This window comes from Oryzihumus sp. (genome assembly GCF_036391795.1).
Classification (GTDB): domain Bacteria; phylum Actinomycetota; class Actinomycetes; order Actinomycetales; family Dermatophilaceae; genus Oryzihumus.
Map to the genome: position 1 here is coordinate 1 of NZ_DASVZH010000192.1, position 15,637 is coordinate 15,637.

Annotated in this window: 17 protein-coding genes and 1 riboswitch; of the genes, 3 read left to right on the forward strand and 14 right to left on the reverse strand. The window is 73.6% G+C overall.

Annotation, left to right across the window (positions count from 1 at the left end):
* The 7 genes from cofG to rpe all read right to left on the reverse strand — a co-directional run.
* Positions 1-755 (reverse strand): 7,8-didemethyl-8-hydroxy-5-deazariboflavin synthase CofG (gene cofG, locus VF825_RS11620; RefSeq protein WP_331113400.1); only part of this gene is annotated, 755 nt, incomplete at its 3' end.
* A 14-nt stretch (positions 756-769) separates the two neighbouring features.
* A complete protein-coding gene (gene ribH, locus VF825_RS11625) occupies positions 770-1,264 on the reverse strand; it encodes a 6,7-dimethyl-8-ribityllumazine synthase (protein ID WP_331113403.1) in 495 nt (164 codons plus the stop codon).
* Positions 1,261-2,490 carry a bifunctional 3,4-dihydroxy-2-butanone-4-phosphate synthase/GTP cyclohydrolase II gene (locus tag VF825_RS11630; RefSeq protein ID WP_331113405.1) on the reverse strand — a complete coding sequence of 410 codons (1,230 nt, stop codon included), beginning with the start codon at positions 2,488-2,490 and terminating at the stop codon, positions 1,261-1,263. Before VF825_RS11630 ends, ribH begins: the two co-directional genes overlap by 4 nt.
* Positions 2,487-3,197 carry a nicotinamide riboside transporter PnuC gene (gene pnuC / locus VF825_RS11635; protein ID WP_331113407.1) on the reverse strand — a complete coding sequence of 237 codons (711 nt, stop codon included), beginning with the start codon at positions 3,195-3,197 and terminating at the stop codon, positions 2,487-2,489. Before pnuC ends, VF825_RS11630 begins: the two co-directional genes overlap by 4 nt.
* Positions 3,194-3,793, reverse strand: coding sequence for a riboflavin synthase (locus VF825_RS11640; protein ID WP_331113409.1), 600 nt, complete (start codon positions 3,791-3,793; stop codon positions 3,194-3,196). Before VF825_RS11640 ends, pnuC begins: the two co-directional genes overlap by 4 nt.
* Positions 3,793-4,830, reverse strand: coding sequence for a bifunctional diaminohydroxyphosphoribosylaminopyrimidine deaminase/5-amino-6-(5-phosphoribosylamino)uracil reductase RibD (gene ribD / locus VF825_RS11645; RefSeq protein ID WP_331113411.1), 1,038 nt, complete (start codon positions 4,828-4,830; stop codon positions 3,793-3,795). Before ribD ends, VF825_RS11640 begins: the two co-directional genes overlap by 1 nt.
* Before the next feature lie 172 nt (positions 4,831-5,002).
* A riboswitch (FMN riboswitch) is annotated at positions 5,003-5,133 on the reverse strand.
* A 56-nt stretch (positions 5,134-5,189) separates the two neighbouring features.
* The gene (gene rpe / locus VF825_RS11650) at positions 5,190-5,849 is read right to left on the reverse strand and encodes a ribulose-phosphate 3-epimerase (protein ID WP_331113413.1); all 660 of its coding nucleotides are present in this window, start codon (positions 5,847-5,849) and stop codon (positions 5,190-5,192) included.
* Between the two features lie 103 nt (positions 5,850-5,952).
* Between rpe and VF825_RS11655 the strand changes: the two genes are divergently transcribed.
* From VF825_RS11655 to VF825_RS11665, 3 genes are read left to right on the forward strand one after another with little or no spacing between them, the layout of a single operon-like run.
* On the forward strand, positions 5,953-6,876 hold the full coding sequence (locus VF825_RS11655) for a helix-turn-helix transcriptional regulator (RefSeq protein ID WP_331113415.1): 924 nt from the start codon (positions 5,953-5,955) through the stop codon (positions 6,874-6,876).
* Complete coding sequence (locus VF825_RS11660; RefSeq protein WP_331113417.1) at positions 6,864-7,283, forward strand: (R)-mandelonitrile lyase; 420 nt, start codon at positions 6,864-6,866, stop codon at positions 7,281-7,283. Before VF825_RS11655 ends, VF825_RS11660 begins: the two co-directional genes overlap by 13 nt.
* Position 7,284: 1 nt before the next feature.
* Complete coding sequence (locus VF825_RS11665) at positions 7,285-8,307, forward strand: aldo/keto reductase (RefSeq protein WP_331113419.1); 1,023 nt, start codon at positions 7,285-7,287, stop codon at positions 8,305-8,307.
* A 40-nt stretch (positions 8,308-8,347) separates the two neighbouring features.
* Here VF825_RS11665 and VF825_RS11670 read toward each other — a convergent pair whose 3' ends face one another.
* The 7 genes from VF825_RS11670 to VF825_RS11700 all read right to left on the reverse strand — a co-directional run.
* The gene (locus tag VF825_RS11670; protein ID WP_331113421.1) at positions 8,348-9,856 is read right to left on the reverse strand and encodes an RsmB/NOP family class I SAM-dependent RNA methyltransferase; all 1,509 of its coding nucleotides are present in this window, start codon (positions 9,854-9,856) and stop codon (positions 8,348-8,350) included.
* Positions 9,849-10,781: a methionyl-tRNA formyltransferase gene (fmt, locus tag VF825_RS11675; RefSeq protein ID WP_331113423.1), complete on the reverse strand. Its 933-nt coding sequence runs from the start codon at positions 10,779-10,781 to the stop codon at positions 9,849-9,851. The genes VF825_RS11670 and fmt overlap by 8 nt, the downstream gene beginning before the upstream one ends.
* Positions 10,782-10,785: 4 nt before the next feature.
* On the reverse strand, positions 10,786-11,331 hold the full coding sequence (gene def, locus VF825_RS11680; protein WP_331113425.1) for a peptide deformylase: 546 nt from the start codon (positions 11,329-11,331) through the stop codon (positions 10,786-10,788).
* Between the two features lie 44 nt (positions 11,332-11,375).
* Positions 11,376-12,020: an HAD family phosphatase gene (locus VF825_RS11685; RefSeq protein WP_331113427.1), complete on the reverse strand. Its 645-nt coding sequence runs from the start codon at positions 12,018-12,020 to the stop codon at positions 11,376-11,378.
* 26 nt (positions 12,021-12,046) lie between these two features.
* Positions 12,047-13,483 carry a M1 family metallopeptidase gene (locus VF825_RS11690; protein ID WP_331113429.1) on the reverse strand — a complete coding sequence of 479 codons (1,437 nt, stop codon included), beginning with the start codon at positions 13,481-13,483 and terminating at the stop codon, positions 12,047-12,049.
* A gap of 112 nt (positions 13,484-13,595) precedes the next feature.
* Positions 13,596-15,239 (reverse strand): hypothetical protein, encoded by a 1,644-nt coding sequence (locus VF825_RS11695; RefSeq protein WP_331113431.1) that lies wholly within the window; start codon positions 15,237-15,239, stop codon positions 13,596-13,598.
* Positions 15,240-15,352: 113 nt separating this feature from the next.
* Positions 15,353-15,637, reverse strand: a 285-nt coding sequence (locus VF825_RS11700; protein WP_331113433.1) for a DNA glycosylase AlkZ-like family protein, incomplete at its 5' end; no start/stop codon positions are given.

The following is a 15,637-nucleotide window of genomic DNA, read 5'->3' on the forward strand; positions in this document are numbered from 1 at the left end:
GCCACCCGGCGGATCGCCAGGATGCTCTCCACCCGGTCGGCCGGCGTCTCGCCGATGCCGACGAGGATGCCGGTGGTGAACGGGACGCCCACCCGGCCGGCGTCCTCGAGCACCCGCAGCCGCACGGCGGGATCCTTGTCGGGAGAACCGAAGTGGACCTGGCCGGGCTCGGACCACAGCCGCTCGGAGGTCGTCTCGAGCATCATGCCCATCGACGGCGCGACCGGCTTGAGCCGCTGCAGGTCCGCCCACGACATCACCCCGGGGTTGAGGTGCGGCAGCAGGCCGGTCTCCTCCAGCACCCGGATCGCCATGGCGCGCACGTAGGCCAGGGTGTCGTCGTACCCGTGCGCGTCGAGCCACTCGCGCGCCGCCGGCCAGCGGTCCTCGGGCCGGTCGCCCAGGGTGAACAGCGCCTCCTTGCACCCCTGCGCGGCACCCTCACGGGCGATCTCCAGGACCTCGTCCGGGGACAGGTAGGCCGCGGGGAGACGGTGCGGCACCGTCGCGAACGTGCAGTAGTGGCACCGGTCCCGGCACAGCCGCGTCAGCGGGATGAAGACCTTGCGCGAGTAGGTGACCACCCCGGGACGCCCGGCCGCGACCATGGCCGCGTCGCGCACCCGCGAGGCGGCCTCCGACAGCGTGACGAGGTCCGCACCCCGCGCGCCGAGGAGCACCTCGGCCTCGGCGGCGTCGAGGGCCTTGCCATCTCGGGCTCGGGCTAGGGCGCGGCGCAGGGCGTTGTCGGTCACCGCGTCAGGCTATGTCAGGCCCCGACAACGGCCGCGTCCCGCCCGGACAGGTCTCGCAATGTGACCGCGGTGGCCATGGCGGCGGTCGCCGCCTCGTGCCCCTTGTCCTCGGAGGACCCCGGCAGCCCGGCCCGGTCAAGCGCCTGCGCGTCGTCGTCACACGTGAGCACGCCGAAGCCGACCGGGACCCCGGTGCGCACGGACACGTCGGTCAGCCCGACCGTCGCGGCCTGGCAGACGTAGTCGAAGTGCGGCGTGCCGCCCCGGATCACGACGCCCAGGGCGACCAGCGCGTCGTACGAGCCGGCGAGGCGCGCACAGGCGACCGGCAGCTCGAAGGTGCCCGGCACCCGGACCAGCTCGACGGTGTCGACGCCCGCCTCGGTCAGCGCCCGGCGGGCCCCCTCGACGAGCCCGTCCATGACCGTCTGGTGCCACGACGCGGCCACCACGGCCACGCGCAGTCCCTTGCCGTCGACCTGGAGGTCCGGTGAACCCGCCCCGCTCATGCTGATGCTCCCTTGTCCGTCGCCTCGATGACGAGGTCGTGCCCCATCCGGTCGCGCTTGGTGCGCAGGTAGTGCTCGTTGTCCTCGCCCGGGACGATGCTCAGCCGCTCGACCGCGACGACGTCGATGTCGTAGTCGCGCATCGCGTTGACCTTCAACGGGTTGTTGGTCAGCAGCCGCACCGCGTGCAGGCCCAGGTCGGCCAGGATCGCCGCACCCGCGGCGTACTCCCGGGCGTCGATCGGCAGGCCCAGCTCGACCTGGGCGTCCACGGTGTCAAAACCCTTGTCCTGCAAGGCATAGGCGCGCAGCTTGTGCAGCAGCCCGACGCCCCGGCCCTCGTGGCCGCGCAGGTAGACGATGACGCCGCCCTCGCGCCCGACCCGCTCCATCGCCCGCTCGAGCTGCGGGCCGCAGTCGCACCGCTGGGAGCCGAAGACGTCTCCGGTGAGGCACTCGGAGTGCAGGCGCGCCAAGGGTGCCCGCCCCTCGATACCCTTCGGGCTGACCAGGGCGACGTGCTCGTCGCCGGTGACCATGTCGCGGTAGCCGTGCACCCGGAACTCGCCGTGCACGGTCGGCAGCCGGGTCTCCACGATCTTCTCGACCCGGTCGTTGCGCTGCCGCCAGGCGATGAGCTGCTCGATGGTGATGACCGGCAGCTCGTGCTTCGCGCCGAGCTCCAGCACCGCCGGCAGCCGCATCATGGCGCCGTCGTCGTGCACCAGCTCGGCGATGACACCGACCGGGGACAGCCCGGCGAGCCGGCACAGGTCCACGGCCGCCTCGGTGTGCCCGGCGCGCACGAGCACCCCGCCCTCACGGGCCCGCAGCGGGAACACGTGGCCGGGCCGGACCAGGTCGGAGGCCTCGGTCGCCGGGTCGGCCAGCAGGTTCACCGTCCGGGCCCGGTCGGCGGCGCTGATGCCGGTGCTCACGCCCTCGCGGGCGTCCACCGAGATCGTGTATGCCGTGCCGCGCGGGTCCTCGTTGCGGCTCACCATGGGCGGCAGCTCGAGCCGGTCGGCGACCTCGTCGGGCATCGGCGCGCACACCACGCCCGAGGACCAGCGGATCGTCCAGGCCAGCCACTGCTCGGTCGCGGTCTGCGCCGCGAGGATGACGTCACCCTCGTTCTCGCGGTCCTCGTCGTCGGTCACGAGGACCGGCAGGCCGCGGCGCAGCGCGTCCAGGGCCTCCTCGACGGTCGACAGGGCGGTCGTCATGCGTTCACCTCACTCGTCTCGCGGGCCACCGGGGTCTCCACGCTGGAGGCCCGGAGCCACACGAAGAAGCCGTAGATCACCAGGCCGCCGTACACGGCGTACAGGACGGCCGAGGGGTAGAAGTGGGAGTGCACCAGCAGCGGCACCCCGACCAGGTCGACGCCGATCCACGCGAGCCAGAAGTCGTTCCAGCCGCGGGCCATGGCGTAGGTCGCCACGATCGAGCCGACGAAGATCCACGCGTCGCACCAGTAGTACCAGCGCGGGGCCGGGAAGCCGGCGCCGATGGCGTGGAAGGCCTGCTGGGCCACGACCACGCCGACCAGCCAGGCGGCGACGTAGGCCGCCCGCTCGCGCCCGGTCGCCCACCGCGGGGTGATCGCCGGCACGTGGGCGTCGCCGGCGGCGCGCGCCCGGCGTACCTGGTCCCAGCGCCACCAGCCGTAGACGCTGGTGATGATGAAGAAGACCTGCCGCCCGGCCTGGCCGTAGAGCGTCTCGCCCTGCGGGTTGGAGAAGGCGACGCCGAAGAACACGGTGAACAGCAGGGCGTTGCCGACGATGCCGACCGGCCAGGCCCACACGCGCCGGCGCATGCCGCCGATCGCCGAGGCGAAGCCGAACGCGTTGCCGATCACCTCGCGCCACAGGATCGGCTGCCCGGCGATGGTCAGCTGGGCCTCGAAGAGGCGCTGGAGGATGTTCATGCCTTCCCTCCTGCGGACATGAGGCGCTCGACGTACTTGGCGAGCACGTCGACCTCGAGGTTGACGGTGGCGCCGACTCCCTTGTGCCCCAACGTGGTCAGGTCGAGGGTGGTCGGGATGAGCGAGACGGAGAAGGTGTCGTCGGTGACGGCCGAGACGGTCAACGAGACCCCGTCGACGGTGATCGACCCCTTCTCCACGACGTAGCGGGCCAGGGCCTGCGGCAGGGTGAAGGTCACGACCTCCCACCGGTCCCCCGGCTCCCGGGCGGTGATGGTCGCGGTGCCGTCGACGTGGCCCTGCACGATGTGGCCGCCGAAGCGGCTGCTCGCGGCCATGGCCCGCTCGAGGTTGACCGGGTCACCGGCGGACAGGGCGCCCAGGCTGGAGCGGCGCAGCGTCTCGGCCATGACGTCCACCGAGAACGACTCGGCGTCGTGCTCGACCACCGTCAGGCACACGCCGTTGACCGCGATCGAGGCGCCGTGGGTCGCGTCGCTGGTGACCAGTGGGCCGCGGACCCGCAGGACCGCGGAGTCCTCGCCCGGCTCGACGGACACGACCTGCCCGAGCTCCTCGACGATGCCGGTGAACATCAACGCCCTCCCTGGGGTGCGACGGTGGCGACGACCTTGATGTCCTCGCCGAGGGTGGTGACCTCGCGCGGCACGAGCCGCAACGCCTCACCGATGGTCTGTATGCCGAGGTCCCCCACCGCGGCCGCGCCGGCGCCCAGCAGCGCCGGGGCCAGGTAGGCGACGACCTCGTCAACGAGGCCGGCGGCGAGGAACGCCGCGGCCAGGGTCGGGCCGCCCTCCAGCCAGACGTGCCGCACCTCCCGGGTGGCCAGCGCCTTGAGCACCAGGGCCGGGTCGCGCTCGCGCAGGTGCACGGTGGGCGCGGCGTCGTCGAGGACCCGCGCGGAGGCCGGCAGGTCCCGCTCCCCCATGACGACCCGCAGCGGCTGACGCGCCCGCAGGGTGTCGTCGGGGTGCCGGGTGGTCAGGCGCGGGTCGTCGGCGAGCACCGTGCCGGTGCCGACGAGGATCGCGTCGCACTCCGCCCGCAGGTCGTGCACGTCGGCCCGCGCGGCAGCCCCGGTGACCCACTGGCTGGTGCCGTCGGCGGCGGCGGAGCGGCCGTCCAGCGTGGCGGCGAACTTCCAGGTCACGAGCGGCCGGCCGTGGCTGACGGCGAACGTCCAGGCCCGGTTGAGCGCCGCGGCCTCGACGGCCAGCACGCCACCGACGACCTCGACGCCGGCCTCGCGCAGGGTCCGGGCACCGGCGGCCGCGACCGGGTTGGGGTCGGACTGGGCGTAGACCACGCGGGCCACGCCGGCGTCGGCCAGCGCCCGCGAGCACGGGCCGGTGCGGCCGGTGTGGTTGCACGGCTCGAGGGTCACCACGGCGGTGCCGCCGGAGGCCCGCTCACCCGCGGCGCGCAGGGCCTCGACCTCGGCGTGAGCGGTGCCGGCGCCGTGGTGCCAGCCCTCGCCGACGACCGCGCCGGCGGCGTCGAGCACGACGGCTCCGACGCGGGGATTCGGGTCGGCCACCGGGCCGCGGGAGGCGAGCTCGAGGGCGCGACGCATCAGCGCGACGTCGCGCTGCTCCTGCGCCTGCTGGTCCATGTCCTGCCCCTCGTGCTCAGCCTGTCTCGGGCGAGCTCCGGGGTGGACGGAAGAAGGCACCTCGGGGACCGGAGGACGCACCTGGCGGCGCGGCATACGGGCTCGAGAGCCGTTGTCCTGCAACGGTTCCGCCTCGCCAGTGGCCCTGGGGGCCACGACCGGGAACGGTCCCGCACGCGCTGCCTACCATCCGGACTTTCACCGTCGGTCCTGGAGTTCCACCAGGTCAACCGGCCGCTGGCTGCGGTCGGGTCGCGGACTGTCACCGCCGGTTCGGAGTTGCACCGACCCCGGAGCGCGTGCCGTCAGTATCGCATCCGCGCCGCAGGCTCAGGCACCCGCGGTGCGCGTGACGGTCCTCACCCGTGGCGGTGGGCGGTGGCCAGGGCCCGCAGCTCCTCGACCGCGGCGGCCGCGTCCTGCGCTCCGTAGACCGCCGACCCGGCCACGAAGACGTCGGCCCCGGCCTCGGCGCACTGCTCGATCGTGTCCGCGGAGACCCCGCCGTCGACCTGCACCCAGATGTCCCCGCCGTGGCGACGCACCGCCTCGCGCACCTCGCGCACCTTGGGCATCTGGTCGGCCATGAACGACTGGCCGCCGAAGCCGGGCTCGACGGTCATGACCAGCACCATGTCGAGGTCGGGCAGCAGGTCGGCCCAGGGCGCGAAGGCGGTGCCGGGCTTGATGGCCATGCCGGCCCGGGCCCCGGCCGCGCGCAGGTCGCGGGCGACCTGGCGGGGGTCCCTGGCCGCCTCGACGTGGAAGGTGACGCTGGCGCCGCCGGCCTCGGCGTACTGCGGGGCCCACCGGTCGGGGTCGTCGATCATGAGGTGGCAGTCGAGCGGGATCGGGCTGACCTTGGCCAGGGCCTCGACCACGGGCAGGCCGAGGGTCAGGTTGGGCACGAAGTGGCCGTCCATGACGTCGACGTGGGCCCAGTCGGCGTTGCTGATCCGGCGCAGCTCACGCTCGAGGTTGGCGAAGTCGGCCGACAGGATGCTCGGGGAGATCTGCACGGACGCCAGCCTAGGGCGTGGCGCTCTCGGCTCCGGGAGGACCTGTCGTGAGGGGTACTGGCAGGGACTCCCACATCGCCGGCGCCGCCGTACCGTGAGTGGCATGGCCGCCAAGGACGACATCCGCGAGTTCCTCACCACGCGCCGCGCCAGGATCACCCCCGACCAGGCCGGCCTGCCCGTCTACGGCGCCAACCGCCGGGTCACCGGCCTGCGCCGCGAGGAGGTCGCGTTGCTCGCCGGCATCAGCGTCGAGTACTACACCCGACTCGAGCGCGGCAGCGTCGGCAGCGTCTCCGACAGCGTCCTCGACGGGGTCGTCCACGCCCTGCAGCTCGACGAGGCCGAACGCGACCACCTCTACCGGCTGGTCCGCACCGCGAGCACGCCGAGCAGCCGCCGCCCGCCGCGGCGCACCCCGGCGAAGCGGCACGTCCGTCCGTCCCTCCAGCGGATCCTCGACCAGATGCCGATGCCGGCCTACCTGCGCAACGGCCGCTTCGACGTCCTGGCGGCCAACGACCTCGGCCGGGCGCTCTACAGCCCGCTCTACGAACAGGCCGACGCCGGAGAGCACCCCAACAGCGCCCGGTTCATCTTCCTCGACCCGGCCGCGCCGGACTTCTTCCACGACTACGACAAGGCCGCCAACGACTGCGTCGCGTTCCTGCGCGCCGAGGCCGGCCGGGACCCCTACGACAAGGAGCTCTCCGACCTCGTCGGGGAGCTCTCGACCCGCAGCGAGGACTTCCGCCGACGCTGGGCCGCCCACGACGTGAGGTACCACCGCACCGGCCGCAAGCACTTGCACCACCCGCTCGTCGGTGACCTCGAGCTCGACTACGAGGCCTTCGAGCTCCCCGGCGACCCCGGCCAGCGCATCAACATCTACACCGCCCCACCCGGCTCCCCCTCCGCGGAGGCACTCGACCTCCTCGCCAGCTGGACCACTCCCGCGCGGTCACGCGACGAGGCGACCAGCTCGACCGTCCGCTCCCCAGAGAACGAGGAAACGTGGAACTCCTGACCCAGCAGCCCACCACCGAGGGACCCGCCGAGCTGTTCACCGGCAACGTGTGGTTCGACGTCATCGCCCGCGGCGAGGACGAGTCACGGATGCGCGTGAACGCCGTGCGGTTCTCGCCGTGCGCCCGCACCGCCTGGCACAGCCACAGCCTCGGCCAGACCCTGCACGTCACCGAGGGCATCGGCGTCGTCGCCACGCGCGACCGGGTCATCGTCATGCGCCCCGGCGACACCGTCCACACCCCACCCGGTGAGGAGCACTGGCACGGTGCACTCCCCGACCACTTCATGACCCACCTGGCGATGTGGGAGGACGACGACGCCACCTGGGGCGAGCACGTCACCGACGACGAGTACGCCGCAGCGACCCGCTCCGCCACACCCACCCGGGCCGGCGAGGAGGGCTGACATGGAGCAGCGACGGCTCGGCAGCACCGGCGTGTGGGTCAGCGAGCTCTGCCTGGGCACCATGATGTTCGGCGAGTGGGGCACCGGGGATCACCAGGAGAGCATCCGCATCATCCACCGGGCCCTCGACGCGGGTATCACCTTCGTCGACACCGCCGACGTCTACTCCCACGGCGAGTCCGAGGTCATCGTCGGCAAGGCCCTCGCCCGCCGCCGCGACGACGTCGTGCTCGCGACCAAGGCGTTCATGCCGATGAGCGACGACCTCAACCACCGCGGCAGCTCCCGGCGCTGGATCATCCGGGAGGTCGAGGACTCGCTGCGCCGGCTCGACACCGACTGGATCGACCTCTACCAGATCCACCGCTGGGACCCCGAGACCGACCTCGACGAGACCCTCGGCGCGCTCTCGGACCTGGTCCACCAGGGCAAGGTGCGCTACATCGGCCACTCGACCTTCCCGGCCTCGGCGATCGTCGAGGCACAGTGGACCGCCCAGCGGCGCCACCGCGAACGGTTCGTGACCGAGCAGCCGACCTACTCGATCCTCACCCGCGGCATCGAGAACGACGTGCTGCCCACCTGCCGGCGCCACGGGATGGGCGTGCTCTCCTACAGCCCCCTGGCCGGCGGCTGGCTGTCAGGCCGCTATCGCAAGGACAGCACCGAGGGACCCACGTCGGAGGCGCGCAAGCGGCTGGCGAACCGGTTCGACCTCGACCTGCCGGAGAACCAGCGCAAGCTCGACGCCGCGGACCGGCTCGCCGAGCTCGCCGACGACGCCGGGGTCAGCCTCGTCGAGCTGGCCATCGCGTTCGTGCTGCGGCACCCCGCGGTCACCTCGGCCATCATCGGGCCGCGGACGATGGAGCACCTCGAGTCACAGCTCACCGCCGCCGACGTGCACCTCACCGACGACGTGCTGGACCGCATCGACGAGATCGTCGCACCGGGCGTCACCCTCAACCCCGCCGACAACGGCTGGGTCAGCCCCGCCCTGGAGCGGTCCGCCCGCCGCCGGTGAGCCGTCCGGACCCGCTGCTCACCCACGCCGGGCCCCGTGCTCAGTGCTTGCGCAGGAGCGCCAGGAACATCCCGTCGGTGCCATGCCGGTGCGGCCACAGCTGCACGTAGGGTCCCTCGCCGACGTCGGCCACCGGGGCCCCGAGGGCGTCGTGGAAGAACTCCCGGGCGTCGATCACGCTGACCTCCGGGTGCTTCTTGAGCACGTCGCCGACGACGAACCGGGTCTCGGCCAGGTGCGGGCTGCACGTGGCGTAGCCGACGACCCCGCCGCGCTTCGTCGCGGCGATGGCCGACTCGAGCAGCTCGCGCTGCAGGCCGCCGAGGTCGGCCAGGTCGGCCGGCGAGCGGCGCCAGCGGGCCTCGGGTCGGCGCCGCAGCGCGCCCAGGCCGGTGCAGGGGGCGTCGACGAGCACCCGGTCGAAGGACTCCGGCTCCTCCTCGCCGAGGTCGCGGCCGTCGCCGGTGCCGACCATGACCTCGATGCCGGCGTCGACGGCGGCGGCCAGGGTCTGGCGGACCAGGTCGGTGCGGTGCTCGCTGGCCTCGTTGGCGAACAGGACCGCGCCCTGCTGCGCCCCCAGCGTGGCCAGCAGGGCGGCCTTGCCCCCGGGGCCGGCACACAGGTCGAGCCAGCGCTGGTGCGCCGAGCCGGTCTCCACGGGCACGGCGGCCAGGGCAAGGGCGAGGAGCTGGGAGCCCTCGTCCTGCACCGCGGCGCGCCCCTCACGCACAGCGGGTATGGCGCCGGGGTCACCGGCGTCGAGGGTGGCCCCGACGGGTGAGAGCGTCGAGGCGGTGGCGCCCTCGTCGACGAGCTCGGCGACCGTCGCCAGGCCGGGGCGCGCCACGAGCGACACCTTCGGCGGGGCGTTGTCCGCGGCGAGCAGGTCCTGCAGGTCGGCGTCGACCGTGTCGGCGCTCGAGGCGCCGTGCCCAAGCAGCGCGGCCCGCAACGCGCGCACGACCCACTCGGGGTGGGAGTGCACCACGGCCAGCCGGGCCAGCTCGTCACCGCCCTCGGGGGCGACCACGGCCAGCCACTCCTCCAGCGACCGCTCGCTGATCCGGCGCAGGACGGCGTTGACGAAGCCCGACGCACCGGCACCGTTGACCTTGCGGGCCAGGCCCACGGTCTCGTCGACGGCGGCGTGCACCGGCACCCGCATGCCGAGCAGCTGGTGCGCGCCCAGGCGCAGCGTGTCGAGGACGGCCTCGTCGACCTTGTCCAAGGAGCGTCCCGCAGCGCTGGCGATGATCGGGTCGTAGAGCCCCCGCATGCGGGTGGCGCCGTAGGTCAGCTCGGTGGCGAAGCCGGCGTCGCGACCGCGGACGCCCTTGGCCCGCAGCACCTTCGGCAGCTCGAGGTTGGCGTAGGCGCCGTCGGCCACGGCACGCATCACGGTGTAGGCGGCCAGCCGCGCCGGGTCGGTGCTGCGGGAGCGCTCCGAGGGCCGCTGGGCCGAGCGCTGCTGCGGCCGGTGGGGACGCTGCGGGTTGCGCGGACGGTCGGGACGGCGGGGCTGGTCGGGGCGACCCGGCTCAGGCATCGGTGAGCACCTCGCCGGAGGTGATGCGCACACCCCGGGCCCAGTCGGCGGCGGCCATGGCCTTCTTGCCGTGCGGCTGCACGGTGCCGAGGCGGACCGGCGTGGTGGCGGTGCCCACGAGGACCTCGCGCTTGGTGACCATCAGCTCACCGGGTGCCACCGCGTCCGCGTCGGCGGCGACCGTCACCGGGTGCACCTTGAGCCGCTCGCCGCGGAAGGTGGTCCACGCACCGGGTGCCGGGGTGCAGCCGCGCACCTGCCGGTCGACCGCCAGCGCCGGGGTGGTCCAGCGCACCCGGGCGTCCTCCACGGTGATCTTCGGGGCCAGCGAGACGCCCTCGGCAGGCTGCGGCACGGCCTCGAGGTCGCCGGACTCCAGCCCGTCCAGGGTCGCGACGAGCAGTCCGGCCCCGGCGTGGGCCAGCCGCTCGAGCAGGTCGCCGGACGTGTCGCCCGGGCGCACGGCCTCGGTCATCACCCCGAACGTCGGGCCGGTGTCCAGCCCCTCCTCCAGCAGGAAGGTGGTGGCGCCGGTGACCTCGTCACCGGCCATCACGGCGTGCTGCACCGGGGCGGCCCCGCGCCAGGCCGGCAGCAGCGAGAAGTGCAGGTTGACCCAGCCGTGGACCGGGATCTCCAGCGCGGTCTTCGGGATCAGGCCGCCGTAGGCCACGATCGGGCACGCGTCGGGGGCGATCTCGCGCAGCCGGTCGAGGAACTCCGGCTCGCTCGGCCGCCGCGGGGTCAGGACCTCCAGGCCCAGCTCGAGCGCACGCTCCTTGACCGGCGACGGCACGAGGGTGCGGCCCCGCCCGGCCCGGGCGTCGGGACGGGTGACGACGGCGACCACCTCGTGGGAGGAGGCGACCAGCGCGTCGAGGCTCGGCAGGGCGACCTCGGGGGTGCCGGCGAAGACCAGGCGCACGCGGTCAGAGGCCCTTGCCGAAGGTGGCGTGCGGGCTGACCTTGACGGTGGGGGCTTCCTGGCCGGCCCACTCGGCGTCGCGGATGGCCTTCATCGCCAGCTTGCGCTGCTGGCGGTCCATCCGGTCGATGAACAGGATCCCGTTGAGGTGGTCGGTCTCGTGCTGGATGCAGCGCGCCATGAGCTCGCTGCCCTCGAGGGTGACCGGGTCGCCATACTCGTTGAAGCCCTTGGCGACCACCCGCAGCGCACGCGGGGTGTCGAAGTAGATGCCGGGGAAGGACAGACACCCCTCCTCGCCGTCCTGCAGCTCCTCCGACAGCGACAGGTCGGGGTTGATCAGGTGCCCGAGCTGGTCGTCGACGTAGTAGGTGAACACGCGCAGCCCGACGCCGATCTGCGGCGCGGCCAGACCGGCGCCCGGGGCGTCGATCATCGTGTCGGTGAGGTCCTTGACGAGCTGGCGCAGCTCCTTGTCGAAGTCGACGACCTCGGCAGCGGGAGTGCGCAGCACGGGGTCACCGAACAGGCGGATGTCCTTGATCGACACGGGTACGTCCTTGAGGGGGTCGGGGTGGCGCTGGCCGCCCCAGTCTATGCGGGCGCGAGCGGGAGGCCACGCCGGCGCAGGTCGCCCCGCAGGTGGCCGGTGTCGGTGAAGTGGATGGCGTCCATGCCGGCTTCCCGGGCCGCGGCGACGTTGCGCGCGCTGTCGTCGATGAACACGCACGACGCCAGCCGGCGCCCGGCCCGTCGGGCCAGGGTCGCGAAGATCCTCGGGTCGGGCTTGGCCATCCCCTCGTCCCCGGAGACGACGATGTCCTCGAACAGCCCGAGGAAGCCGAAGCGCTCCCGGGCGTGCGGGAAGAGCTCGGCCGACCAGTTGGTCAGCGCGAACAGCGGTATGCCGTGCCCGTGCAGCTCCTCCAGCACGGCCACGGTGTCCTCGATCGGCCCGAGCAGCGAGTGCTCGTAGTGCGCCCGGTAGGCCCGGATCTCGCGCTCCCAGTGCGGGTGGCTGGCGACAGCGAGCGCCTCGGCCTCGGCCCAGCCACGCCCGGCGTCCTGCTCGGAGTTCCACGCCTGGAAGCTGAAGTCCTCGGCGGCCAGGAACGCGGTCGCCCGCTCCGGGCCGACCTCGCGGGCGATGGCCTGGTGCGGGTGCCAGCGGATCAGCACGTTGCCCAGGTCGAAGACCACCGCCTCGACCGTCGTCGGTGTCGTGTCAGGGGATCCCACTCCCCCGACCCTAGGCGATAGGCGGGTCAGGCACCCGCAGGGCGGTGCGGCTGGTAGAGCCACGCGTCGAACAGCCCGTCGAGCTGCTGTCCGCTGACGCGCTCGGCGGTCCGGAGCAGGTCGGTGGTGGACGCCCCGCCGTAGCGGTGCTCAGCCGCCCACGTCCGCAGCAGCCGGGCGAAGGTCGCGTCGCCGATGCGCTGACGCAGCGCCACGAGAGCCATCGCGCCGCGCTCGTAGACCGGGGTGGAGAACAGGGCCGCCGGGCCGCCGGGGTTGGCCGGGGGGATCTTCCAGAACGGGTCGGAGGCGGGGTACTTCGCCAGCAGGGCGCTCAGCTGCGCGCCCGCCGTGCGGCCACCGTGGCGTTCGGTCCAGAGCCACTCGACGTAGGTCGCGAAGCCCTCGTTGAGCCAGATGTCCCGCCAGAGGCGCGGCGTCACCGAGTCGCCGAACCACTGGTGCCCCAGCTCGTGCACGACCGTCAGGAGGTCCGGCGCGCGGTCATACATGGGCTTGGTCGCGGTCTCGAGCGCATAACCCACGGACCGGGCGTTGTCGACGACCCCGCCGGTGGCCGAGAAGGGGTAGCGCCCGAACTGGGCGGTCTCCCAGTCGGTGATCTCCGCGCTGCGCTGGAGGGTGGCCCAGGGCGCCCCCGTCACCGACGGGTCCACGGCGAGGTAGACGGGCAGGCCGTGCGCGGTCCGGCCGGTGCGCTGGTCGAACCGGCCGAGGGTGGCCGTGACCAGGTAGGTCGGGATCGGCTGGGGCTGGTGCCACCAGTACGTCGTCCTCCCGGCGCTGGTGCCGTGCGAACGCAGGACGCCGTTGCCCCACACCGAGGTGCCAAGGGGCACGCTCATGTGCAGGTCGTAGGACGCCTTGTCCGACGGGGCGTTGCTCGAGGGGAACCACGACATCGAGCCGACCGGCTCCCCCACCACGAACGCGCCGTCGGCCGTGCGGACCCACCCCTCGATGGACCCGTCGGGGTCGGTGATGGCGCGGGGCACCCCGGCGTAGCGCACGTCGACGGAGAAGGTGCGCCCGGAGCGGATCCCCGAGGCTGGGGTGATGACCAGCTCCTGGCCGACCCGACGGGCCTGCGCCGTGCGGCCGTCGACCGTCACGCCGGCCACGGCCAGGCCGGTGAGGTCGAGGTCGAACCGGGAGAGGTTCTGGGTGGCCCGGGCCCGCAGCACGCTGCTCCCGGACAGGCGGCCGGTCGCCGGGTCATAGGCCAGCCGCAGGTCGTAGTGCTGGGCGTCGTAGCCGCCGTTGCCGGCCAGCGGGAAGTAGGGGTCGCCCGCGCCGGCGGCCCCGGGCGTGAACGTGGTCCCGTGCGCCGTGCCCGTCCCGCTCCTGGCCGCCGCCCCCGCCGGTGCCCAGGCGACGGCGGACCCCGCAGCCACGGCAAGGGCCACCGCCCCTGCGCCGATCGTCAGGTGTCGGTGCCTCATGACGTGCCCCTCCCCGTCAGGACGACCCGGGGCCCCCACCGGGCGCCCGCGCGCCCTGACTCACCCACGAGGCTAGACCGGGAACGGAGAGGCGCCCGGGGCCTTCGACCCGTCAGCGGCGGTCCCTGCGATACCAGGCGCTCAGGAAGATCAAGGTCGAGAGCGCGAAGACCGGCATGGCGTTGAGGCTCAACGTCCCGCGCACCGCGACGGCCAGGGCACCGAAGCCGACCGGCGCCACCCACCACGCCCTGACGGCGCCGCGGAGCCGCAGCCGCCAGTGCTCGGCCGGCGTGACCTTGGGTCGAGGCACCACCTGCGGGTCGCGCGGCTCCATGGGGAGCACCAGATGGGGCGGCACCACCGCGTCGATACGCTCCCTCAGGGCGCCACCGTTGCGCCACAGCGAGGGCTCCACGGCCACCGCGTAGCCGTCCTGGTCGACCAGCGTGCGGCCGCCGTCGGGAAAGGCGAAGGCGCCCGCCAGCCGCGCCAGGTCCACGGCGCGCCCCCGGTCGCCCCAGGCCACCTCGACGCTGTGCTCCGACACGGTGATGACCGATCGGTCCACCGGATGGTCCAGCGCCCGGAAGCGCTGCCCCGAGGTCGTCCTGGCTGGTCGCGCGGCGTCCAGCCAGGTGATCGAGTCATCCACGCGCGCCGCACGCGGTGCCCCCACGAGCATCGTTCGCTGGCGCTCGCGGGCCGTCTCGGTGACCGCGTCCGGGGTCACCTGCTCCGCCTCACGCACCAGCTCCTCGACGTCGGTGGTCTCCTCGCCCAGCAGCACCGCACGCGCCGAGAACCGCGCCGTGCCGGGCTGGTTGAAAGGGTCGCGGTAGGTCCTCACGACGACCGCCGCGTCCTCGGCGACCTCCTCGCGGGTCGGCCCGGCACGCATGAGCTCCTGCAGCACCGAGCGCGCCACGGAGACGGCCTTGGGGCGCAGCTCGGGCATCAGGTCCGCGCCGGCGAGAAGCACGGCGGTGTCGGTGCTGACGGGGTGGTAGCCGTGCCACGGGGCGTACGAGCCGCCCGCCTCGTGCCGCAGGCGGGTCGCGAGCCGACGCTGGAGGCACCGCCCCAGGGCGGTGGACGCGGCAGATCGGCGGACCAGCCCTGACAGGCACAGGACGTCGTCCTGACCGGCGTAGGCGCCGGGCAACGGCTGCTCGCACGGTGTCGCAGCCTGCGTCTGCAGGGCCTCCCCGGAGCGCAGCTGCAACGACAACCCTGGCGGGGGCGGACCGTCGAGGCACAGGACGGCGTTGCCCGTGGTGAACCGTCGTGCCGCGTGGACCAGGAGGGCGTCGACACTCGCCCGCGTCAGCCCCGGTTCGTCGTAGGCCACGAGCCCCGGGCCCCGGGCGCCGTAGCGCCAGAGCATCGCGTCCGCAGCGGCGGACCCACCCCGTCGGGCGGACTCGGCCCGCAGCACCTTCCGCTCGTGCTCGAGGCCTGACAGGTCCGGGTCGGCCAGCCACGTCGTCAGCGCACGCAGGTGCTCCACCACGTCACCGGCCTCGCCGTGGACGTCGAAGCTGGTGACCAACAGGTCGACCGAGCCGTTGACGTCGAGGTCGACCCGCTCCCGCCCGTGCAGCGCGAGGTGCTCCAGCAGGTGCGTCCAGCCTGAGGTCGGCAGCGTCTCGTCGGCCATGCCCCCACGGAACATCACGCTCGCGCGCAGGGTCGGCCGCCCCGACTCCACCCAGAAGGTCCCGACGCCGTCGACCTCTGTCGTGTGCAGCTCCACGCTTCCCCCCGTTCGTGCCGGCTCACTGTAGTCGCGGGCCGGCCGCGGGAGGTGCGAAATGCGCGACGTGGCCGGGAGGATCGCGTCGGTATCCCCCGGGACGACGGACTCGCTCAGCCCGCGTCGACGACCGCGGGCCGCCCGGGCAGGCCGAGGTAGGCCAGCACGCGGGCCGCGTCGACCTCCAGCGCGGCGAGGTCGGCCCGGCGCACCGGCTCCAGCGGGCGGATCGTCACCGTCCCGGCGGCCAGGCTCCACAGGGCCACGGCGCGGCCGCCCACCATCGCGAACGGCCGGAACAGCCCGTTGCTCGTGACGATGCCGCGGTGCTCCCCCACGACGTCGGCCCGCGACACCCAGCCGTGCAGGACCGGGTCGAAGGACCCGAGCAACCGCGG

What these genes read in the sequence shown, in the direction of transcription:
- ribH (WP_331113403.1), bottom strand. Translation starts at nt 1,264, where the DNA reads ATGAGCGGGGCGGGTTCACCGGACCTCCAGGTCGACGGCAAGGGACTG.
- VF825_RS11630 (WP_331113405.1), bottom strand. Translation starts at nt 2,490, where the DNA reads ATGACGACCGCCCTGTCGACCGTCGAGGAGGCCCTGGACGCGCTGCGC.
- pnuC (WP_331113407.1), bottom strand. Translation starts at nt 3,197, where the DNA reads ATGAACATCCTCCAGCGCCTCTTCGAGGCCCAGCTGACCATCGCCGGG.
- VF825_RS11640 (WP_331113409.1), bottom strand. Translation starts at nt 3,793, where the DNA reads ATGTTCACCGGCATCGTCGAGGAGCTCGGGCAGGTCGTGTCCGTCGAG.
- ribD (WP_331113411.1), bottom strand. Translation starts at nt 4,830, where the DNA reads ATGGACCAGCAGGCGCAGGAGCAGCGCGACGTCGCGCTGATGCGTCGC.
- VF825_RS11655 (WP_331113415.1), top strand. Translation starts at nt 5,953, where the DNA reads ATGGCCGCCAAGGACGACATCCGCGAGTTCCTCACCACGCGCCGCGCC.
- VF825_RS11665 (WP_331113419.1), top strand. Translation starts at nt 7,285, where the DNA reads ATGGAGCAGCGACGGCTCGGCAGCACCGGCGTGTGGGTCAGCGAGCTC.
- VF825_RS11670 (WP_331113421.1), bottom strand. Translation starts at nt 9,856, where the DNA reads ATGCCTGAGCCGGGTCGCCCCGACCAGCCCCGCCGTCCCGACCGTCCG.
- VF825_RS11690 (WP_331113429.1), bottom strand. Translation starts at nt 13,483, where the DNA reads ATGAGGCACCGACACCTGACGATCGGCGCAGGGGCGGTGGCCCTTGCC.